This is a genomic window from Pediococcus sp. EKM201D (genome assembly GCF_011800215.1).
Taxonomy (GTDB): Bacteria; Bacillota; Bacilli; order Lactobacillales; family Lactobacillaceae; genus Pediococcus; species Pediococcus pentosaceus.
In genome coordinates this window covers 500,513-518,508 of sequence record NZ_JAALFK010000001.1, presented here as the reverse complement: position 1 = coordinate 518,508, position 17,996 = coordinate 500,513, and the positions used below count along the sequence as shown (strand labels likewise).

The 17,996-nt window shown below is 34.6% G+C and carries 32 protein-coding genes and 1 tRNA gene; 26 read left to right on the top strand and 7 right to left on the bottom strand.

The genetic code is table 11. The annotated features are described in order from the left end of the window. Window positions 1-97 precede the first annotated feature (97 nt). On the top strand, window positions 98-550 hold the full coding sequence (locus HFC68_RS02745) for a universal stress protein (RefSeq protein WP_029257849.1): 453 nt from the start codon (window positions 98-100) through the stop codon (window positions 548-550). A 77-nt stretch (window positions 551-627) separates the two neighbouring features. On the opposite strand, the gene HFC68_RS02740 is transcribed toward HFC68_RS02745, so the two are convergent. Continuing rightward, window positions 628-1,287, bottom strand: a complete 660-nt coding sequence (locus HFC68_RS02740; RefSeq protein WP_002833751.1) for a deoxynucleoside kinase — start codon at window positions 1,285-1,287, stop codon at window positions 628-630. Between the two features lie 243 nt (window positions 1,288-1,530). On the opposite strand from HFC68_RS02740, the gene HFC68_RS02735 reads away from it, so the two are divergent. From HFC68_RS02735 to HFC68_RS02725, 3 genes are all read left to right on the top strand, one after another. Then, entirely contained in the window at window positions 1,531-2,352 is an 822-nt protein-coding gene (locus tag HFC68_RS02735; protein ID WP_158190488.1) for a Cof-type HAD-IIB family hydrolase, read from the top strand. A 201-nt stretch (window positions 2,353-2,553) separates the two neighbouring features. After that, window positions 2,554-2,745, top strand: a complete 192-nt coding sequence (locus HFC68_RS02730; protein ID WP_167399666.1) for an AbrB protein — start codon at window positions 2,554-2,556, stop codon at window positions 2,743-2,745. A gap of 24 nt (window positions 2,746-2,769) precedes the next feature. Further along, window positions 2,770-3,048: a hypothetical protein gene (locus HFC68_RS02725; RefSeq protein WP_011673189.1), complete on the top strand. Its 279-nt coding sequence runs from the start codon at window positions 2,770-2,772 to the stop codon at window positions 3,046-3,048. A gap of 99 nt (window positions 3,049-3,147) precedes the next feature. Here the strand turns inward: HFC68_RS02725 and HFC68_RS02720 are convergent, their stop codons facing one another. After that, window positions 3,148-3,372, bottom strand: a complete 225-nt coding sequence (locus HFC68_RS02720) for a hypothetical protein (RefSeq protein ID WP_002833755.1) — start codon at window positions 3,370-3,372, stop codon at window positions 3,148-3,150. Window positions 3,373-3,543: 171 nt separating this feature from the next. On the opposite strand from HFC68_RS02720, the gene HFC68_RS02715 reads away from it, so the two are divergent. Continuing rightward, window positions 3,544-3,627, top strand: a tRNA-Leu gene (locus HFC68_RS02715). 61 nt (window positions 3,628-3,688) lie between these two features. Here HFC68_RS02715 and HFC68_RS02710 read toward each other — a convergent pair. From HFC68_RS02710 to HFC68_RS02695, 4 genes are all read right to left on the bottom strand, one after another. Next, on the bottom strand, window positions 3,689-4,837 hold the full coding sequence (locus tag HFC68_RS02710; RefSeq protein ID WP_167399665.1) for a tyrosine-type recombinase/integrase: 1,149 nt from the start codon (window positions 4,835-4,837) through the stop codon (window positions 3,689-3,691). 150 nt (window positions 4,838-4,987) lie between these two features. Beyond that, complete coding sequence (locus HFC68_RS02705; RefSeq protein ID WP_167399664.1) at window positions 4,988-5,644, bottom strand: O-antigen ligase family protein; 657 nt, start codon at window positions 5,642-5,644, stop codon at window positions 4,988-4,990. 67 nt (window positions 5,645-5,711) lie between these two features. Next, window positions 5,712-6,122 carry a hypothetical protein gene (locus HFC68_RS02700; protein ID WP_167399663.1) on the bottom strand — a complete coding sequence of 137 codons (411 nt, stop codon included), beginning with the start codon at window positions 6,120-6,122 and terminating at the stop codon, window positions 5,712-5,714. Between the two features lie 4 nt (window positions 6,123-6,126). Beyond that, window positions 6,127-6,465: a helix-turn-helix domain-containing protein gene (locus HFC68_RS02695; protein ID WP_159295067.1), complete on the bottom strand. Its 339-nt coding sequence runs from the start codon at window positions 6,463-6,465 to the stop codon at window positions 6,127-6,129. 271 nt (window positions 6,466-6,736) lie between these two features. On the opposite strand from HFC68_RS02695, the gene HFC68_RS02690 reads away from it, so the two are divergent. The 5 genes from HFC68_RS02690 to HFC68_RS02670 all read left to right on the top strand — a co-directional run bounded on the left by HFC68_RS02690 (window position 6,737) and on the right by HFC68_RS02670 (window position 9,021). Then, window positions 6,737-6,952, top strand: coding sequence for a hypothetical protein (locus tag HFC68_RS02690; protein ID WP_159295066.1), 216 nt, complete (start codon window positions 6,737-6,739; stop codon window positions 6,950-6,952). Between the two features lie 82 nt (window positions 6,953-7,034). Further along, window positions 7,035-7,256: a hypothetical protein gene (locus HFC68_RS02685; protein ID WP_167399662.1), complete on the top strand. Its 222-nt coding sequence runs from the start codon at window positions 7,035-7,037 to the stop codon at window positions 7,254-7,256. Window positions 7,257-7,479: 223 nt separating this feature from the next. Beyond that, entirely contained in the window at window positions 7,480-8,307 is an 828-nt protein-coding gene (locus HFC68_RS02680) for an ORF6N domain-containing protein (protein ID WP_167399661.1), read from the top strand. Between the two features lie 17 nt (window positions 8,308-8,324). Beyond that, window positions 8,325-8,627 (top strand): DUF771 domain-containing protein, encoded by a 303-nt coding sequence (locus HFC68_RS02675; protein ID WP_060743940.1) that lies wholly within the window; start codon window positions 8,325-8,327, stop codon window positions 8,625-8,627. Between the two features lie 97 nt (window positions 8,628-8,724). Further along, window positions 8,725-9,021 carry a hypothetical protein gene (locus HFC68_RS02670; protein WP_167399660.1) on the top strand — a complete coding sequence of 99 codons (297 nt, stop codon included), beginning with the start codon at window positions 8,725-8,727 and terminating at the stop codon, window positions 9,019-9,021. Here HFC68_RS02670 and HFC68_RS02665 read toward each other — a convergent pair. Continuing rightward, complete coding sequence (locus tag HFC68_RS02665) at window positions 9,004-9,798, bottom strand: DUF4393 domain-containing protein (RefSeq protein WP_167399659.1); 795 nt, start codon at window positions 9,796-9,798, stop codon at window positions 9,004-9,006. The genes HFC68_RS02670 and HFC68_RS02665 overlap by 18 nt on opposite strands. Before the next feature lie 222 nt (window positions 9,799-10,020). Between HFC68_RS02665 and HFC68_RS02660 the strand changes: the two genes are divergently transcribed. The 16 genes from HFC68_RS02660 to HFC68_RS02585 all read left to right on the top strand — a co-directional run bounded on the left by HFC68_RS02660 (window position 10,021) and on the right by HFC68_RS02585 (window position 17,667). Then, window positions 10,021-10,482, top strand: coding sequence for a chromosome segregation protein SMC (locus HFC68_RS02660; RefSeq protein ID WP_167399658.1), 462 nt, complete (start codon window positions 10,021-10,023; stop codon window positions 10,480-10,482). Continuing rightward, window positions 10,479-11,135 carry an ERF family protein gene (locus HFC68_RS02655; RefSeq protein WP_167399657.1) on the top strand — a complete coding sequence of 219 codons (657 nt, stop codon included), beginning with the start codon at window positions 10,479-10,481 and terminating at the stop codon, window positions 11,133-11,135. Before HFC68_RS02660 ends, HFC68_RS02655 begins: the two co-directional genes overlap by 4 nt. A gap of 2 nt (window positions 11,136-11,137) precedes the next feature. Continuing rightward, window positions 11,138-11,536 carry a single-stranded DNA-binding protein gene (locus tag HFC68_RS02650; protein WP_167399656.1) on the top strand — a complete coding sequence of 133 codons (399 nt, stop codon included), beginning with the start codon at window positions 11,138-11,140 and terminating at the stop codon, window positions 11,534-11,536. A gap of 10 nt (window positions 11,537-11,546) precedes the next feature. Then, a complete protein-coding gene (locus HFC68_RS02645; protein WP_167399655.1) occupies window positions 11,547-12,224 on the top strand; it encodes a putative HNHc nuclease in 678 nt (225 codons plus the stop codon). Then, window positions 12,225-12,989 (top strand): conserved phage C-terminal domain-containing protein, encoded by a 765-nt coding sequence (locus HFC68_RS02640; RefSeq protein WP_167399654.1) that lies wholly within the window; start codon window positions 12,225-12,227, stop codon window positions 12,987-12,989. Beyond that, a complete protein-coding gene (locus HFC68_RS02635) occupies window positions 12,970-13,788 on the top strand; it encodes an ATP-binding protein (RefSeq protein WP_167399653.1) in 819 nt (272 codons plus the stop codon). The genes HFC68_RS02640 and HFC68_RS02635 overlap by 20 nt, the downstream gene beginning before the upstream one ends. Before the next feature lie 117 nt (window positions 13,789-13,905). Next, the gene (locus HFC68_RS02630) at window positions 13,906-14,316 is read left to right on the top strand and encodes a RusA family crossover junction endodeoxyribonuclease (protein ID WP_167399652.1); all 411 of its coding nucleotides are present in this window, start codon (window positions 13,906-13,908) and stop codon (window positions 14,314-14,316) included. Further along, window positions 14,313-14,531, top strand: a complete 219-nt coding sequence (locus tag HFC68_RS02625; RefSeq protein ID WP_159206102.1) for a hypothetical protein — start codon at window positions 14,313-14,315, stop codon at window positions 14,529-14,531. Before HFC68_RS02630 ends, HFC68_RS02625 begins: the two co-directional genes overlap by 4 nt. A gap of 26 nt (window positions 14,532-14,557) precedes the next feature. Next, entirely contained in the window at window positions 14,558-14,698 is a 141-nt protein-coding gene (locus HFC68_RS02620; RefSeq protein WP_167399651.1) for a hypothetical protein, read from the top strand. A gap of 14 nt (window positions 14,699-14,712) precedes the next feature. Then, the gene (locus tag HFC68_RS02615) at window positions 14,713-15,084 is read left to right on the top strand and encodes an N-acetylmuramoyl-L-alanine amidase (protein WP_167399650.1); all 372 of its coding nucleotides are present in this window, start codon (window positions 14,713-14,715) and stop codon (window positions 15,082-15,084) included. 55 nt (window positions 15,085-15,139) lie between these two features. Next, window positions 15,140-15,394: a hypothetical protein gene (locus HFC68_RS02610; protein WP_167399649.1), complete on the top strand. Its 255-nt coding sequence runs from the start codon at window positions 15,140-15,142 to the stop codon at window positions 15,392-15,394. A 36-nt stretch (window positions 15,395-15,430) separates the two neighbouring features. Beyond that, on the top strand, window positions 15,431-15,895 hold the full coding sequence (locus tag HFC68_RS02605) for a hypothetical protein (protein ID WP_167399648.1): 465 nt from the start codon (window positions 15,431-15,433) through the stop codon (window positions 15,893-15,895). A 39-nt stretch (window positions 15,896-15,934) separates the two neighbouring features. After that, the gene (locus tag HFC68_RS02600) at window positions 15,935-16,420 is read left to right on the top strand and encodes a hypothetical protein (protein ID WP_167399647.1); all 486 of its coding nucleotides are present in this window, start codon (window positions 15,935-15,937) and stop codon (window positions 16,418-16,420) included. Between the two features lie 74 nt (window positions 16,421-16,494). After that, window positions 16,495-16,809, top strand: a complete 315-nt coding sequence (locus HFC68_RS02595) for a hypothetical protein (RefSeq protein ID WP_167399646.1) — start codon at window positions 16,495-16,497, stop codon at window positions 16,807-16,809. 5 nt (window positions 16,810-16,814) lie between these two features. Beyond that, window positions 16,815-17,177, top strand: a complete 363-nt coding sequence (locus HFC68_RS02590) for a hypothetical protein (protein WP_167399645.1) — start codon at window positions 16,815-16,817, stop codon at window positions 17,175-17,177. Between the two features lie 73 nt (window positions 17,178-17,250). Then, window positions 17,251-17,667, top strand: a complete 417-nt coding sequence (locus HFC68_RS02585) for an ArpU family phage packaging/lysis transcriptional regulator (protein WP_167399644.1) — start codon at window positions 17,251-17,253, stop codon at window positions 17,665-17,667. Window positions 17,668-17,996 lie beyond the last annotated feature (329 nt).

Here is a 17,996-nt window from a genome sequence, read left to right as displayed (position 1 = left end):
TATAAAACATGCAAAATAAAAATCGAAGAAAATGCATAAAACTCTATTATGTAAGCGCTAAATTGTTATAATAGAAGCTGAAAGGTTGGTGTGTAATATGGATTATAAAAAAATTTTATTTGGCTATGATGGTTCACCAGAATCAATGGCAGCTTTTGATCGAGTAATTGAGGTTGCGAAGAGAAACGATGCAAAACTTATTATTGCTCATGTAGTAAAAAGGCAACACGCTAACACTGAGAGTGTTTCCCTTGGCTTTGGTGTTGTTTCAACAGATGATGACATTGAGGACATTCTTCGTTCTAGGGAAGAAAAACTTGAAGTTTTGAAACAAAAAGCTAACGAAAAAGGCATTGAAGATGTGGAAATTGCCCTTAAGATTGGTAGTCCTAAATCAATGTTAAGCCGTGAATTGCCTAAAGAATACGATATCGATCTAATCGTTTTAGGTGCGACTGGATTAGGCAAGGTCGCTCAAGTATTTATCGGTTCAACGGCTAGTTATGTAGTCGAAAATTCACCTACAGACGTTATGATTGTTAAAAATTAAATGATAAACAAAATGACCTCAATTGTCGGCACTTTAGTTTTAAACTAGAGTGGAACGACAATTGAGGTCATTTTAAATTAGATTGCTTTATGCATAGGTTCTTCAACCCGAACTTCTTTAAGTTTAGCATTGATTTGTTTAAGGATGATTTTAACGTTTTCTTCGTTACTTAAATCGTACTTTTGTAAATCAATTTTCATTTTAGGACCAACATCATATTCTTCGTACCATGTCTTGTAAGCTGACCACATCTTATAGTAGTAAGATTCCAATTCAGGATTGTTATCGAATTGTTCATAGTCACGCCCACGTTTACGAATACGATAGAGGATGGTATCAAAATCTGTTTCAGCATAGACCATCAAATCTGGTGCTTTCTTAGGTAGATTTTGAAGCTCACTCATCATGTTATCAAGAAGGTTCATGTAAACTTCAAATTCAGTATCCGTAATGTTACCTTCTTTGTTGTTTTCGCGTGTGAATAGAGCATCTTCGTAGATTGAACGGTCTAATACATTATTATCATCAGTCAAAGCCTTTTTGATCATTTGGAATCGTTTATTCAAAAAATAAATTTGAAGTAAGAATCCATAACTTTTTTGGTCAGAATAATAGAGTGGTAAAACGGGATTGTCTCCAACTGGTTCGTAGAACGCCTTTGTTCCATAGTAGTCAGCAATTTTCCCTGTTAATGTAGTTTTACCGACGCCGATCATTCCTGCTGTAATTATCACCATAAAATGCTCCCTTTTCCATTTTTTTTGCCGAAATCTAGTATTAATAAATCCTAAATCTTTAAACAGCCACAACATATTGTATAAAGAATTGGAGCGCAAAACAAGCTTGAATTTTATTTAAAAAACTGCTTAGTATTTGAATACCCAAAAATGAAATGGTTTACTTAAAAAGTTAATTATTATTTGAAAAGCGCTACCAAATTCGATAGGCTAGAGATATGTTAGATTGTGAGGAAGAATTTTATGATAAAACTAATCGTTAGTGATTTAGATGAAACTTTAGTAGGACCAGATGGAAATGTTTCGGAAGAAAACATTGAAGCTATTAAAAAAGCAACTCAAAAAGGAGTTAAGTTTGTCCCTAATACCGGACGTGGATTTGAATCGGTACAACCTTTATTAGAAACTTTGGGGTTGAAAGGGAAAGCAAATGAATTTGTGATTTCATATAATGGTGGAGTAATCGTCGAAAATCAAAATTTTGATGTAATCCAAGCTAATGCATTTTCATTTGAGCAAGCTACTCAGATTTTTGATATAACCAAGCAGCATTTGGAGAATTCGACGCATATTTATACGTTAAATGATGTTTATGTATTTAATGAAGTTGAAGAAGATAATGAGTATATTCGTAGTCGTGGAGTTCGCGCTATTAAATTTGAACATGATAATCTGGATACATTAAAAGATGAACCAATTTTTAAAATAATTACGATGAATCCTGATTTTAATAAGAGAAAACAGATTAAAGCAGAAGTACTAGATAAAGTTAATTTCGATGTGAATGCTACTTTTTCTTCAGATCGATATACTGAATTTAATTTAAAAGGTGTCGATAAGGGTCAAGCTACGCTAGAACTTGGACGCCATCTAGGTATAAAAGCGGATGAAATAATGGCATTGGGCGATAATAATAATGATGTAGCAATGCTTAAGAGTGTGGGACTTCCTGTGGTAGTTTCCAATGCTAGTGCATCTGCTAAAGCAAATGCTAAATATATTGCTAAAGGAAATTATGAGACAGGTGTGGCTGAGGCAATTAACAAATTTGTATTAGGGGAATAGTAGCATGCAAAAAAAGACTTATTACCGAAGTTCGCTGATTTTACTGATCCTATCGACGATTATTATGATAATGACTTGGGTGTCATCATTGAGTAAAACGAATAAATTTATTATTATAATAATTGTTGGGATAATTCTGACATGGTATATTCAATATTTCTCAACTCGACTGACAGATGTTAAGAAAAATGGGAGAAAGCAATGAAGACATTGAAAATTGGGATTCCCTTGATTGTGGCGGTAATTTTGGTACTCGTGACGGAATTTACGCACATGAGCGGGGCACCATTGGTAATTATGTGGGTCATTGGATTTTTATTTTCAATGATTGTAACTGCGGTGATTGAAATTCGAACACGAATGCAAGAATTTGCTAAGCAACAAAAAGAGTAAGAAAAGCAGCAGGGGGAAAAATAAATGTTTATCACAACCGAAGGTATCAATGCCGGTTATACAATTAAGGACGTGGTTGAAGCAACCAGTAGCTTGATGTTAGCTTCCGAAGACATCGATAAGTACAATATGTTTGATCAACTATTTGATGAAGCAAAACAAAAGTTGAAAAAGAAAGCTGATTTGCTTGAAGGCGACGGAATTATCGGCTTAAAGTACAATACAGAAGTAGTAGAAGTCAATGGAGCACCCAAGTTTTTGGTAGTCCATGGTTATGGTACAGTAATCTTAATTGATAAATAGAAACGACTAAGAAACAGGATTGTAAATCCTGTTTCTTTTTTCGATACTTAATTGATTTTTCTGTAACATATTAAAGGACTTATTAGCCACAATAATCGCTTATTGGGTATGGCGTTTAACTTCGAGGGGAACGATATCACAAATTTTAACCCGCACGGTATAATTAACTTTATAAGCGGCATAACGGTCGCTAGGATCATAGTCTAGAATGTCTACAATTGCATCATTATCAATCACATCGCTAATTTTTCCAACGAAAGGTTTCGAGAGGTCGTTGGATTTATAACATTTAACGATCCGATTAGCTTGGAATGTGTTTACCACGTCATCTCAACTCCTTGTGTCTATTATATCTTATTTATTGATATTATATCTTATTTGTGGTCATTTCCAGTGCTAATAATACTGATAAAGAGTAAAAATATGCTCATTTTGCGACAAAGAAAAAATATTTGTTCACTTTTAATAAGGGGAGGTGTAAAATGTGTTTGTTAAGCCACAGTGGCGGAATTGGCAGACGCGCAGCGTTCAGGTCGCTGTATAGGCAACTATGTGCAAGTTCGAATCTTGTCTGTGGCATATTAGAATGCTTTAACATAGGGGTTTACGGGGCGTGTGTGCAAAATATGTGCAAAATGATTTATTTAGCTTTGTGCTTAATTAAATCGTTTTGCTTTTTTTGTACCAGCTGATCTAAACCGTTGGTAATTATGGAATCGTTCTTCTCTTTGTACTCGTCAATTAGGTAGGAATAGGTTTTAATAGTGGTACTAACGTCTGAGTGACCTAAGCGTTTAGCAATTGCATAGATATCAACGCCAATTGATAGTAAATAAGCCACATGAGAGTGTCTAAGGCTATGGAAATGGAAGTTACGTCTATTTATACCTAGAGAATCCATAGCGCTTCTAAGAGCTTTATTTGCGCCCGTAGAACTCGGAACATTGTGTGAACGATGGCTTATGTAAATTAGTTCACATGGTGAACCATTTTGTTTATTTTTCAAATCTTTTAATACGTTAACTAGTGTATCACTGATAGGAATAATTCTGTTAGAACTTTCATTTTTGGTTGGCTTAAAACCCTTACCAGTGGCTGAATTTAAAGTTTTGTTAATGTTAATCGTCTTAAAGTCTAAATTAACGTCTTTCCAAGTAAGTCCCATAATTTCACCAATACGAGCTCCTGTAAATATTGCAGTCAAAACCATGTAATTGGCTGTAAAACGATAATCCAGATGTTCTATAAGATAATTAGTAAGTTTAGTTATTTCATCAACGTTCATATAGTCAACTTTAACAACACGATCTTTATTCCCATTAACCGTTACGCCATGAGTTATATCTTTACGAATAATATCGTCATATACTGCGTTACGTACGGAGTTCCCAATAATGTTGTTAATCTTTTTAACTGTAGAAGGTGCGTGAGTTTTAGCATACTTGTTTAAAAATTGTTGATAATCAGTTCGCTTGATATCGGTTAATGGTTTATCTTTGAAATATTTCTTAATTTCTCTATGTGTAATCATATAACGATCACTTGTAATCTTGCTTAGTGAATCTTTCTTATAAGTTTTAAACCATTCAAAAAAATAATCAGCAAACGGCATATCAGACTGTTTAATATCAAAGCCATTCTCTTTGTTCATTTCTAATTCATGAGCGAAGATAGTGGCTTCTTTTTTTGTCAAAAATCCAGATTTACTTTTGGTTCTAAATTCTCCGTTTTCATCACGAAAACTAACTCTAACTTGCCACTTGTTACCACGTCTTTTGATACTTGCCATATTCCTATCGAACCTCCGTTCTCTTGATACACAATCCTTTAATGGTAAAATTGGGTATATTAAAAGAGCTACTCAAGAGTAGTTTTATTTTGTTAAGTCACATCTTTCTTCTTGGCGGGAGCAGGGATGTGGCTTTTTTATTTTGTAAAATTATTGTTCAACAATTTCCTGTATATCATCAAAGCTTTTGGAAACTGCATCATCATCATCTGAAAATTCAGTTCCGAAGCTTGAGTAACTTCCAGAAGGTGAGGTTACCAGATTGGATAAAGTTGATATGTTATCGTTAGCTTTATCAAAATCTTCATAGCTATACTTTCCGGTATCGTTCTTTTTTAATGTATCTAAGTATGTATCTAGTTTATCTGTACCGTCAGTAATTTCAGTAATTTTATCCGCATTTTTACTTTCGATATCATCAATAGTCTTTTCAACATCGAATCCTTCGGGATCGTTATCAATAGCATTTTCCCAATCCTTATTGACTGAGTTACCTAAATCTTCTGAATCCCCCCATATAACATAATATTTAGCTAGAAAATTAGATGCAGTATTCTTAAACTTTTTATCTTTTGACTTTTTTTCTGCTGCCAACTCTTCCTTCTGCAGTTGAGCAACTCTAGCATTATGTTGATTTATTAATATTTCGCTACTTAGCGACAACACAGTCAAAACTACACCAATTGCAACAATAATTAATGATTTTTTCTTTGCTCTTTTTTGAGCGTAATCAATAAAGAATAGAATTGCTCCAACTAGTAGTACGATTAATCCTCCAAAGAATGTGAAAGCTAAAAAGGTTTCCATAAACTTCTCCTCCAAAATATGTACAGCTTTTATACCGTCAATCAGTATTTGGACGTAAGGCTAATAATTAATCATAAATAAGTTCCTTAACTAATGGTTCGAACCAACTAGGAAGATTAAACTCACTCATAAAGTTTACCCAATTTCTACGTTCATTTGGTACTTCGCCGTAAATCAATTTAGCAATCATTCGGATTGCGCGCTCGTTAGTTTCTCGTTCTTCCTTATTTTTAATGAAAGGAGAGAAAGTGTATAGGAAGGTAGGCCGTGAGAATTGAATGTGACTTATCTCATGGGCAAGTCTAAATGCAACGCTAATATTACATTCAAAATTATTGTTTAAATTGATAATCCTGCTTTTGCAAAACGCAACATCAGGATCTGCAGAGTTACCTTCAATGTTTTCTATCTTAATTTCTGCTTTATCCGCGATATAAATAAGACGAGCCAATAAATCATCATGTAAATTATTGTGCATAACACTATTCACCACTATTCTTATTAGCTCTAAGCATAGCTAACAGAGCTTTTTTATATTCTTCTGAAAGTGGTTTACCATCAAACATAGCCATACCTTCCTCAGATAGAGCCTTATCTAGGTCAACAGGCTCTTTAGTAGCAGAGGACTTATCTTCTGTACCTAACAAATAATCTACAGATACACCTAGAACTTTGGCGACAGAAGCTAAAGACTTTGGACTTGGTTCTCTTTTCTTCCACTGATATAAATAATTAGTACTTATTCCAGCTTTACGTTCTACTTCTGCTATTGAATATCCGCGTTCTTTAGAAATTTTTTTAATCTTATCAAATAGCGTCATAATAATGTTTCTCCAGACTTTAACCTCATTAATCTAAAACAAATTTTAGAAAAAACTTGAAAAATCCTAATATATGTTTTAGAATAAATCTTGTTAAGAAATATAGTTAATAAAAAGAGCAAATTAAAAACACCTATAAATCAGCTGGCAGGCGATATAGAAGGCTTTTTATTGCTTATTTAATTATGTCTTTATTCTAAGATATGTTTTAGAATATTGCAACAAATTTCTGGAATTATTCTTAACAATATTTATAAATGGAGGTGAACCCATGTTTATCCATATGGAAACAAACAATAAAGCTGAAGCAATCAAGGCTTGGTTATCTAATAATCGACGCCTAGAAAATCAGGGAAGCTTAGCTAAAAAATTTGGCAAGTCTCGAACTTTTGTAAGTTTATCGCTTAATAAACAGTCAGTAACAAAGGCTTCGGAAATTTTAGTAAATGACATTTATGAGTATTTGCATGAAAAATACGGAATCTAAAATTTAATTTCAGAACCTTTTAGTCAAAACGCATAGTTTTACCCCATGTTATAGGTGTAGGGCAAGAAAGGAGGAATCAGAAATGGAAGCAGAAAAAATTGTAGTGCCGGTCGAAGTAAACAACACAGAACTAAAAGAAACTTTAAAAATTGCAAAGGAATTAAATGCTGAATTAGAAAAAGCCAATCTGTTATTGGGCAGATTGGCTGGTAGAAATCAGTTTGTTGATTCGGAAGAGTTGTCTAAGTCGTCTTCATCAACTAATAAGTCAAATAATAAGTTGCGAACAAATAGATTTGTATAACGAGTTCCCTGCGTTTGAAGGAAAAGAGCTGTATTCGTTAAATCCATTTTTCCATTCTTGTCAATAAAATCTTTCATACGTTTCTTCATGGCATCGGGTTCCCAAAAAGCAGAACTTTCTTTCGAAACAGAATCATATACTTTCATAAATTCAGAAGCTTTCAAAAATATCACCACCTTTAATTGAACTAATTAAATTATACACACGAAAGAGGGAAAACAATATGAATGAATTAAAAGTATTAGGAACAGAGCGAATCGCCGGTTTCAAATTTACAGGAATAGAAGGTGGATTTGGCGAAGACAAAAAATCAATGCTGGTTAAAGACATTGCGATGATTCATGGAAGCACAGTTAAGAGAATTAATGAACTCATCAATAGAAATCAAAATAGGTTTAAAAAAGAAGTAGACATCATAGATTTTCTAGGTCGTTCAGAACGACTTAGAGATTTTGCAGAAAAACATGGATTTATCACTAGCAACCGTACAGAACATGTGTATCTTCTATCCGAACGGGGATATTTTAAATTACTGAAAATTTTAGAAGATGATACAGCATGGGATATCTACGATCAGTTGGTTGATGGCTACTTTAATATGCGACAAGCTTTGGATACTTCACGCTTGAGTCCTGAATTACAAATGTTCAAAGGTTTATTTGATTCAATGGCTAAACAAGAGTTAGAGACGAAAAGAATTGACCACAAGCTAGATAACATCTCCGAAATTGTGGGGACTAGCACGATTGATTGGCGACAAGGGACAACTCGTCTAATTCAACGTATCGCACAGTATCAAGGTGGCGGAGAAGCTTATAAGAATGTACGTAATGGTATCTATGCAGAAATTGACAAGCGTGCAGGAGTTTCGTTAAAAACTCGACTAACCAACAAGCGCCGACGCATGGCAGATGAAGGTATTAGTAAGTCTAAACGAGACAAACTAAATAAAGTTGATGTAATTCAAGACGATAAAAAGCTAATCGAAATTTACATGGCAATCGTCAAGGAATACGCCATTAAAAATAACGTTTGGGAAAAAGATTACTAGGAGCATAGGTGGACAGAATGGAAAATTTAAAAGTTAATATTCCAATACCTGACATGGCTCAAGTGCTACTTAATAAGTTGCAAGAATCAATCATCGGTAGAAGTTGGACGATGAAAGACTTGCGGGAATGCTGCGGTAATAAATCAGAGTATTGGATTAAAGAAAATATTTTATACAACCCTAAATTTTCGGTTGAGATTCAATCCATGATTAACGATGGACAAATCACTGAATCAAAGGGTAGCGGTTCGCCATGGCACTTCAAAGCAACAGCAATGGCTGAATTTATTGAAAAACATTATGAGGAGTTGAATTGGTAATGGTTGTATCAGCAAGTTTAGGGCAACTAGCGTTTTATCTAATTTCAGTAGTAGTGGCTGGATTAATTGGCTACTCAATTAAAGGAGGCGAGAAGTAATGAAGTTAGTACGAATTGATGAAGATATAGTTTTGGATATTGACGATGTTCAATTCGCTGTTTGGAGAACAGCCAGAGAAGATGTGTTGATCGGTTTTAAAAGTAATAGTAACAGCGTTACTACGGTAGATAAAAAAGTACTCGACGCTATTTGTGGTAGCGAGGAGCACTTAAATAAAAATAGTAATTTCTATATTGAAGACGGAAATTTAATTTTAAGAAACGGTGAACTATCATCTATCGTTTTTAACGATGCTCAAGTCGAAGGAATTAAATTTTTAATTAATTATCGATAATAAATTTTTCCCAAAGGCAGTAAATTTAATAACTCCCTTTTTGGAAACGATTGTTGAGTCGTCTGATTCACCAAAAGAATTATAAAAAAAATCAAAAAATGATGACGTTTCAAAGCTGGCATATACTTTTTCAAACGATTCATCTGAAAGCCAACTTTTAAAATTGATATCAATAATTCCCAATCCTTGTAAATTATCAAGTTCCATGGTGTAAGATGAAAAAATTTGATTTGAGGAAAGTATAACAGGTCCCGACATATCAACACTTCCGGTACTATCTGATACTTTTCTTAATACTTTAGAAATTGGTATAGCATTAATTAGGGTCGTATCCGAAAAATCATCACGAATTTCATTTATTAAATTTAGAGCTATGGCATCCTTAGAGCTGAGTTGAGATAGCACAGTTGAATATCTCGGCGTGATTGATTCGTTGCTTCTAGAGTCTAAGGTTTTGGAAAGTAAATTTTCAAACATAATTCTTATATCATCTTCACCAATTTTATATTTAGATTTTTCCAGAGTTTCTAAAAACTCAGGTAACTTGGACGAATCTCTATATTCGTTCGGAATTTGATTTACTTTTGCATGAACGTTTCTCTCGAATGCTTCTAACTTTTCTTTTGAGTAAATATTTAACATCAAAAGGGGAGAAAACAGGGTTCTTACTAACCCACCCGTAGCATCTCCTAATACCTGTGCCGTAGGATTTAAAATTTTTTCCACAGTACTTTCTGGTAGAGAATCTAAACCCGCTTTAATTAAATTAGGATCCATAAATATCACCTCCTTCCCATATCGATTATACAAGAAAGTAGGTGTTCATAATTAAGAATTCAAAATAAAAAGCCCACTACGGCAATAGTGGACTCAAATAAATAATTTACAAAGGAAGTATAACACAAATGAATCAACAACAGTTCGAACAATATGAACGTGAATACGAACAAGAACGAGAGCGTAAGGAAGTTGAAGCCTTATTCGGAAAGGAGAACGCAAGTGAATAATATTGATGAACTTGAAGTGGAACGCACTAAGTTAGATCGGAAGTTACGTGGACTAAAAAACAAGAAAGCAGAAATCGTTCTATCTATTGAAGAAGTTCAAGACGAGATTAATAAAATCAGTCAGAAAGAACTTCAAATGTTCGATGGGAGAGAGTTCCAAACAGAATCATTCAAGTATGTACGAACAGCTAGTAATCCTAGTAAGCCTAGTTGGTGGCAGGTAGTTAAGGCTGACAATGCCAAGCCAAAAGAAGTGGTTAAAGTATTAGCTGATATTGATGTGAACTTGATTAAGCGTGAACCAGATGTTTCGGCGATTAAGCGTTACGTTGCAGAAGGTCGTTTCATTGTTCGTGAAGGTGGTCAGTTAATCGACACTGAAACAGGAATGGTACTACCTTACAGAGCTAAACGTAAGGCAGACAAGTTAACAGTTAAGGCGGTGGAAGCATGAGTGAAAAAACGTTATATCAAAAGCTTCAAAATATCCACAAAAAAGTACCATACATTCAAAAATCCCAACAAGCTTCACAGTATTCGTACGCTGGATCTTCAGATGTCTTAGGTACAATTCATGGTTTGATGGATGAAGAAAAGTTAATTTTAATACCGCAAATTACTAATAAAAACACCGAAACAAGCCAGAATCGAAAAGGATCTACCGTAATATTTACTGAATTAATGATGACTATGACGTGGGTTAATTCAGATAATCCAGATGAAAAATTAGAATGTCAGTGGTACGCACAAGGAATTGACACAGCTGGAGAAAAAGGTGTTGGGAAAGCACTCACTTATGGCGAGAAATATTTTTTATTAAAATTCTTCAATGTAGCCACAGACGATTTAGATCCAGACGCATTTCAAGAAAATGTTAAAGCTCAAAAAGCACCCGAATTGATAAACGATGAACAAAAGAAGACTTTAAAGGAATTATTTAACAGTATGGCAAGTGTTACCAAAACACCGATTGAAAAAGTTTCTAAAGCTTATCTTAAAAAAGTTAAGTCAGATTCCATTGAAAAATTACAGGAAGATACTGCAATCGGATTAATCGAATTGGTAACTAACCAACTTAATAAGCAGACAGAGAAAGCAGGTAAGTAATTATGCGACAGATAACTATATCTGGAAATATTGGCAATGATGTACAAGTTAACTCAACTCAAAGTGGAAACAAAGTTGCCAACTTTAGTGTGGCTGTACGACAGAATCGACCTGATAATAACGGGGAATATGGTACTGACTGGTTTCGATGCTCAGTATGGGGAACGAGAGCTAGTACGGTAGAAAAATTCTACAAAAAGGGTAGCCATGTAGTAGTAACTGGGAGTTTATCAATTAATGAATATAACGGTAAAACACAGCTTCAAATTGACGTATCAGACTTCGACTTACCAGATAACCGCAATACAAACAATGCTAATTCAACAAAGAGGAATAGCAATAATTCATTTAACAATGGTGGACAATCAATCGATATTTCAGATGATCAGCTCCCCTTCTAAGGTGATGTAAATGAAGAGAGCAAGAGCGGAACAACGAGGCAGAGATTTGGTGATTCATCTCGATAGACCACTGAATCAAGATCACTTGGAAACTGTTAGCGGTGGGCAAGGCGAGTTCTACGTTGATTTTGAAGTGGCAGATCCAAGGAGAGCAAGAGTACAGCAACGAAGATTATTCTTTGCATTGCTCCATGACATTGAAACTTACTTCGTAGTGCCGAGTGAATTTTTAAAATCAATGTTCTATACCCAGTACGAGTTTTATACCGCAGGTAAGTCTATCAGCTTATCAGACACCACAGAATCGTCTGTTAGCGATGCTAACACGTTGCTAGACCTAGTCATTGATTTCATGTTCGAATGGCGAGTTCCGTTTAAAAAGGGCTATGAACTGTTACCGAAAGAAGAGGATTACTACCTTTATCAATGCTGTAGGCATCGAGTGTGCACTGTTTGTTCTAAGTATGCTGATATCCATCATATTGATGTAGTAGGACGGACAAATCGGAACAAGATTGACCACTCACAACGGCATGTAATGGCACTGTGTAGAGCACATCACAGTGAGATTGAGAGCATTGGATCAGCTAAGTTTGCCGCTAAGTATCACGTACCAGTTACTGGTATTAAGTTAAAAATTGAAGATTTACAAAAGTTAGGAATAAGAGGGAACTATGGAGGTGATTAATTGGCACAACGTAGAATGCTAAGCAAGCAGATTACAGAAACAGATATTTTTATGGACATGCCATTGTCAGCACAAGCATTGTACTTACATTTAATTATGAACGCTGATGATGACGGATTCATTGGAAATGCGAGAACTATTTTAAGAATGGTCGGAGCAAGCAACGATGATCTAAAACTTTTAATTGCCAAGCAGTTCATACTCTCCTTTGATGATGGAATTACTGTGGTTAAAGATTGGCGAATCCATAATTATATTCAAAAAGACCGATATCACAGAACTATGTACAAAGAACATCTCGAAGAATTAGAAGTCAATGATAACGGCGCTTATATCAAAGAAAAGCCAATGTATACAGAATGTATACAAGATGTATCCAAAATGGATACCCAGGTTAGGTTAGGTAAGGTTAGGTTAAGTAAGGATAGTAATATATATAGTTCATCTAACGATGAACCGCATATCGACTTGAAAACATTTAAAGAGATTATTAGCTACCTGAACGAAAAAGCAGGGACTAAGTACCGAGCTAGTGGATCTAAAACACAACGATTAATTAAAGCAAGATTTAATGATGGCTTTAATGATGAAGATTTCAAGAAAGTAATCAATATTAAAGTAGCTGAATGGAGTGGTACAGATATGGCTAAATATTTGAGACCAGAAACTCTGTTTGGTACTAAATTTGAAAGCTACTTAAACCAAGAAGTTAAGAAAAGCAAAACAAATAAAGGCGGTGATTCATATGGAGGACTTGAGTTTTAATCTTTTAAATCAAGCTAATTTAACTGATGAATATTGTAAAATCCACCCTGATCAGAAACTAGTAAGAGTAGGTAATGAACACAATTCCTTTTGTACATTATGTGTTAAAGAACAACGAGAACAGCACTTGAACGATTTAGTGCTAAAGGGTGTGCTTAGCAACTATCATCGAGGATTCAGGGATGTTTTAAAAAAGGATTCAATCATAGACGATGAAGACCTATGGGAAGCAAGTTTTGGTAACTACGAGGTCAATAGCGGTACAGAAGCAGAAGCTAATTTAAAAAAAGCACGACAGATTGCAGGCAAATACCTTAACCGTGATTATCAAGCTAATACCATTATTACTGGTAACCCTGGAGTTGGTAAGTCGCACTTGGCAATTTCGATGTTAAAAGGCGTTAATGAGAATATTAAACCTAACGCTTCATGCTTGTTTGTTTCAGTCAATGAACTGTTGCGATTGATTAAAGATTCATTTAATCATCCTGATAGCTATTACACCGAATCACGCATGGTGGACTTATTAGGTAAGGTTAGCTTGCTTGTGTTGGACGATTTGGGCAGTGAGGCCTCGTTTAAGCGTGATAACAGAGAAGCGAGTGAATATGTACAGCAAGTGTTATTTGGTGTCTTAAACAAGCGAAATCGAACGATTATAACCACAAATCTTAATAGTGATGAATTATCTAAGATTTATAACCCAAAATTGTTAAGTCGAATGTATAAAGGCGTTATGAAAAACGATGGAATTATTAAATTTAAAGAAACTCAAGATAAAAGGATGGCGATATTTTAAATGTGTGAATTATGTAAAGGAACTGGAAAAGTATATGTTGAAAGTCCAATTGGAGTGCAAATTAATCCATGCCCTAAATGTAATAAGGCTTATCGCAAGAGGAAAGGATACGAGTAATTGATTAAATTAACAATTCCAAGCGAACCAATAGCACAAGGACGTCCAAGATTTGTTAGTCGAGGAAAGTTTGTAAGCACGTATGATCCAGCTAAATCAAAAGCGTACAAGGAATTAGTAGCACAATATGCTAGAGAACAGTATCACGGTAAACTTTTAGAGGGTCAGTTGTATGTTGTGTTAAATGTATTTAGATCAGTGCAAAAGAGTATATCAAAAGCAGAACGTGCTAGGAGGCTATCAGGAACTCATAGACCGACTGTAAAACCCGACATAGACAATTACTACAAAGCAGTGACAGATGCTTGTACGGGGATTATATGGAGAGATGACGCCTTAATAGTAAATGTCAAGATGGGTAAATTCTATTCAGAAGAACCACGAGTAGAAATTTATGTGGAGGAACTATGAATTTTAAAAATTTGACTAGTGAAGAACGTATTGTAGCAAATTTTATTAACGAAGCTTTTGAAGAACGCAATCAAAACATGATAAGCACTATTGTTTGGATCAATAACCACACTAACTATTTAGTTAATCAGCGTCCAGACGTACACAGAGCGATGAACAATTTAACAAATAAGCAGTTTAATCATGTGATTGCAGAAATATTATTACCATTTTAGGAGGAATTAAGGAGGTTAATAATCATATGAAAAAACTTACAGAAATGACAGCAGAAGATATAATCCGTGGATTGCGTGGCAATGATTACACTTTGCAAGAATTAGATCGGGTTAAAGAAGCGCTTGAAGAACAGCATCAAGAATGGCGTAAACGCAATTTTAACTAGGAGGAATGAAAACAATGTACGTAATCAAAAACACAGCAACTAATAGATATTATCGTAGGCTAGGAAATCAAGCCCACCAATATGTGGGCATTGAAGATGCCACGGTATTCAGAAAATGGAAGCAAGCCAAACAGAAGGCGGACATCTTGCATGCGTCGATTAGTCCGATTGGTGAACAAATTAATTTTGAGGTCAAACAGCACAAGTTTTACGTGTTAAAGAATCAAAATGATAAAGGTTACATGAATCATGTTTCATATAGTGCACCGAAAGACAAGGCAATTATGTTTGCTAGTGAAGAAGACGCTAAGCGTGAAGCAATTGATCTAGCTACCGCTATGGCAAGAGTTGGTGTCGATCTTAGTTTTAAAGTGGAGGAAATCTAATGATTGTAATTATCAACGAGGATTATCAAATTAAAGTAGACAAGGGGTAAGAATAATGAATAAGACAATTGAAGTTGTAGCACACTGGTTTAATGATTCGGGAGACGCTGAAATTGTTCATATTAAGGCTCTTGATAAAAGCAGGGAATTAAAAAATGACTTATTTTGGTTTAGTGGGGATAATCGCCCGTTCTTTAAGCCGGGTACCCAACTAGCTGATGAAGAATTTATAAAGTTTAAATGTTATAAGCAACGTACGATGCAATCAATCGAAGAAGATATCCCTGATGATTGTTATATGCCTCTATAGTAACAGGATATTAACTAAGGAAAGCAGGTATCAACGATGTTTAAGTTAATTGGCAATGTGTCTAAGAAAGTATATCACGAGGCGGAAAATGCTTCTGATTTGAATAAGTGGCGATTAGATAAATTCATTGAAGACCGCTACAAAAAAGGTGGAGCAGTAAGTTCGTACGAAGCTCCAGAAGCCATGGTGATTGTGAAAGCTAATTCTGTTAAATCACGAAAAGAATATTTGAATGATTTATTGGACGAAGGAAAGTTCGAAGAATATCGAAGAATAACTATGGGAGATTCTAACCGTGATATTAAAGTGTATGGAAGTGGCAAAGATAATTCAGAACTTATTAATCGTCGTAAAAAGATTGAGAAGTTGTTCAGACAAGGAGTCACAAATACCGCTGAAATTGCAGGTGAGGTGCGAGTTGCAAGAAGTACGGTAACTCATGACCTTAGGGAATTGCGTAAGACTTATCCCGAACTAAGGCAAAAAAGAGCTAGATCGTAAGATTACGCGTAATCAAGGAAAAATTTTGGAGGAAGTTTAATGACTAAAGATGAATTTAATGGAATTTTAAAAGAAGAGGGCATGTGTTTAGCTTTTTATAGGGACGGAACAAAGGGCAATGGGTTTAATATCCTAGACAACAGACAACAAATATTAGTTAAATGCAATGGCTTAGATATTTTTTATAGTAGTGAATATGCATTTAATAAGTATGTGATTGAAGCAATGATTTCTTATATAAACTCTTCAATCGAAGAACGTAAACCAAAGCCACAGTTATATAACGTTGTGATTGGTAGAGATTTAGAGAACACTGGTTTCTATACTGCATGGGTGAATGCTGGAGGCTTTAGGATTAGTGGTAGTGTGAGTGAATCAATGCTTTATGATAAATCACAATTTAAATTTACAAAAGAGGAAATTGAGAAATATAAATCCAGATTATCTCCAATTGAACAAGCTATTGTTGATTTAGGAATATTCCCTGTTGGGACGGATTATAAAAAGGAGTTTGCTCATGAATAAAGATGAGTATGTAAAAACACTTGAAAACGTGTAGCTGATAAAGCAGTAGAAGCCTGAATTTGAGGAGGTAGAAGATGATTAAAAAGGTATTAAAGGGAATATGGGATATCAGGTGGGTAATCATCATACTATTTATGATGATTTCATTTATTACCTCCACAATACAAGATTTTATTAGTAAAGATTATGATTCTGGCTTTAATAATTTAATGATTGTTTTACTGACTATTGATGTACTTTTGTTGTCGTGGTCTCGTGCGAAAGCAGAAAAATTAATCAATCTCCAAGATGAAATAATTAATTCACAAGATGATTTAATCGCTAAGCAATCTAAATGGATTAACCAAGTTACTAAAAGTGCAAAAGAATCAGATGAAGAGGTGAAATAGATGCTATGTCAAAAGTTAAGAAGAGAGTTAGACCAACAAAAGAACAATGGCACGAGCTTAATCGTTTGTTAGATGATGTGGTTAAAATTGGTCATGTTAACGAAAGAAATTGTAGATGTACAAAATGCACAAAATTAAATAGCTATTCGGAATCTATTGGTTTATTAGACAAGCAAGAGATTGACGATGGGCGATGGGACAGACGTAGGTTGGAAACGAAACATCGTCACGAAAAAGATGCTATCGATATTATTCAATTAGCTTATCAAGGATGTAATAGGAAAGAAATCGCTAATAAAATTAAACGTAGTAAAGATTATGTTAGCAAGTTAGCAGTGGAATTTGACATTGAAATCCAAAGGAAATAAAAAAGCATCCCTCACAGAGGAACGCTTCGTAGCAATATCCAACAAATATTATTATACTACGGGAGCTGAGGGCGTGTCATTATTACCAGAATTAGATGAAGTTAAGACCATAGAAAAAGTTAAATGTTTTTTTGAAAAAGAATTCCCAACATTGCAGAACATGGCACATACTGCATTTGTCGATATTAAATCGCCAGTAATTAGTGGCATGCCAGTATCCCATAGTGCTGATAATGGGGCGGAAACTAAAGTTACTTTACATGTGTATGCGAAAGACATATTAAACAAGGTAATTATATCATGTGGTGGGTTGGATTATGATCATCGCCACGTATTAGAACTGCGTTATTTCAAACGATTAACTTGGTCGGAAATTGAAGAATTAACAGGTTACAATCGAGGTTATGAAAATAAAAGATTAAATGAAGCTTTACTACAATTTGCATGGGCGTTTGTGGATGTTGAAGATTTAAGGGTGTTCAAAAAGTAACAAAATCAGTACAAATTGGTTACACAAAGCATACAAGAACCGGTTTATATTAGTATTATCGAAAGATTAGCAAATAAATATCATTCCACCAGCAAGGCAAGTAATTAATCTTTCGAGTAAGACAAATGGTTAACAAGCACGATTCTTTTCGACAAATAAATTATTAGGAGACGTGTAGCTTGTTGTAAGGTTCGATTCCTTGCTGTCTTATTAATGTGAAAGGACGGTTCGACCGTAAGCTATGCTGAAAGCTAGTTATTTATTAAAGTCATGCTGATAGCATGGCTTTTTGTATAGACCTTCCAGAAACTATGAAGTAGACTTATCTA

What these genes read in the sequence shown, in the direction of transcription:
- HFC68_RS02635 (WP_167399653.1), top strand. Translation starts at nt 12,970, where the DNA reads ATGGAGGACTTGAGTTTTAATCTTTTAAATCAAGCTAATTTAACTGAT.
- HFC68_RS02705 (WP_167399664.1), bottom strand. Translation starts at nt 5,644, where the DNA reads ATGGAAACCTTTTTAGCTTTCACATTCTTTGGAGGATTAATCGTACTA.
- HFC68_RS02700 (WP_167399663.1), bottom strand. Translation starts at nt 6,122, where the DNA reads ATGCACAATAATTTACATGATGATTTATTGGCTCGTCTTATTTATATC.
- HFC68_RS02600 (WP_167399647.1), top strand. Translation starts at nt 15,935, where the DNA reads ATGACTAAAGATGAATTTAATGGAATTTTAAAAGAAGAGGGCATGTGT.
- HFC68_RS02710 (WP_167399665.1), bottom strand. Translation starts at nt 4,837, where the DNA reads ATGGCAAGTATCAAAAGACGTGGTAACAAGTGGCAAGTTAGAGTTAGT.
- HFC68_RS02650 (WP_167399656.1), top strand. Translation starts at nt 11,138, where the DNA reads ATGCGACAGATAACTATATCTGGAAATATTGGCAATGATGTACAAGTT.
- HFC68_RS02605 (WP_167399648.1), top strand. Translation starts at nt 15,431, where the DNA reads ATGTTTAAGTTAATTGGCAATGTGTCTAAGAAAGTATATCACGAGGCG.
- HFC68_RS02625 (WP_159206102.1), top strand. Translation starts at nt 14,313, where the DNA reads ATGAATTTTAAAAATTTGACTAGTGAAGAACGTATTGTAGCAAATTTT.
- HFC68_RS02735 (WP_158190488.1), top strand. Translation starts at nt 1,531, where the DNA reads ATGATAAAACTAATCGTTAGTGATTTAGATGAAACTTTAGTAGGACCA.
- HFC68_RS02680 (WP_167399661.1), top strand. Translation starts at nt 7,480, where the DNA reads ATGAATGAATTAAAAGTATTAGGAACAGAGCGAATCGCCGGTTTCAAA.
- HFC68_RS02690 (WP_159295066.1), top strand. Translation starts at nt 6,737, where the DNA reads ATGTTTATCCATATGGAAACAAACAATAAAGCTGAAGCAATCAAGGCT.
- HFC68_RS02590 (WP_167399645.1), top strand. Translation starts at nt 16,815, where the DNA reads ATGTCAAAAGTTAAGAAGAGAGTTAGACCAACAAAAGAACAATGGCAC.
- HFC68_RS02610 (WP_167399649.1), top strand. Translation starts at nt 15,140, where the DNA reads ATGAATAAGACAATTGAAGTTGTAGCACACTGGTTTAATGATTCGGGA.
- HFC68_RS02665 (WP_167399659.1), bottom strand. Translation starts at nt 9,798, where the DNA reads ATGGATCCTAATTTAATTAAAGCGGGTTTAGATTCTCTACCAGAAAGT.
- HFC68_RS02655 (WP_167399657.1), top strand. Translation starts at nt 10,479, where the DNA reads ATGAGTGAAAAAACGTTATATCAAAAGCTTCAAAATATCCACAAAAAA.
- HFC68_RS02730 (WP_167399666.1), top strand. Translation starts at nt 2,554, where the DNA reads ATGAAGACATTGAAAATTGGGATTCCCTTGATTGTGGCGGTAATTTTG.
- HFC68_RS02620 (WP_167399651.1), top strand. Translation starts at nt 14,558, where the DNA reads ATGAAAAAACTTACAGAAATGACAGCAGAAGATATAATCCGTGGATTG.
- HFC68_RS02595 (WP_167399646.1), top strand. Translation starts at nt 16,495, where the DNA reads ATGATTAAAAAGGTATTAAAGGGAATATGGGATATCAGGTGGGTAATC.
- HFC68_RS02685 (WP_167399662.1), top strand. Translation starts at nt 7,035, where the DNA reads ATGGAAGCAGAAAAAATTGTAGTGCCGGTCGAAGTAAACAACACAGAA.
- HFC68_RS02670 (WP_167399660.1), top strand. Translation starts at nt 8,725, where the DNA reads ATGAAGTTAGTACGAATTGATGAAGATATAGTTTTGGATATTGACGAT.
- HFC68_RS02725 (WP_011673189.1), top strand. Translation starts at nt 2,770, where the DNA reads ATGTTTATCACAACCGAAGGTATCAATGCCGGTTATACAATTAAGGAC.
- HFC68_RS02745 (WP_029257849.1), top strand. Translation starts at nt 98, where the DNA reads ATGGATTATAAAAAAATTTTATTTGGCTATGATGGTTCACCAGAATCA.
- HFC68_RS02675 (WP_060743940.1), top strand. Translation starts at nt 8,325, where the DNA reads ATGGAAAATTTAAAAGTTAATATTCCAATACCTGACATGGCTCAAGTG.
- HFC68_RS02740 (WP_002833751.1), bottom strand. Translation starts at nt 1,287, where the DNA reads ATGGTGATAATTACAGCAGGAATGATCGGCGTCGGTAAAACTACATTA.
- HFC68_RS02695 (WP_159295067.1), bottom strand. Translation starts at nt 6,465, where the DNA reads ATGACGCTATTTGATAAGATTAAAAAAATTTCTAAAGAACGCGGATAT.
- HFC68_RS02615 (WP_167399650.1), top strand. Translation starts at nt 14,713, where the DNA reads ATGTACGTAATCAAAAACACAGCAACTAATAGATATTATCGTAGGCTA.
- HFC68_RS02645 (WP_167399655.1), top strand. Translation starts at nt 11,547, where the DNA reads ATGAAGAGAGCAAGAGCGGAACAACGAGGCAGAGATTTGGTGATTCAT.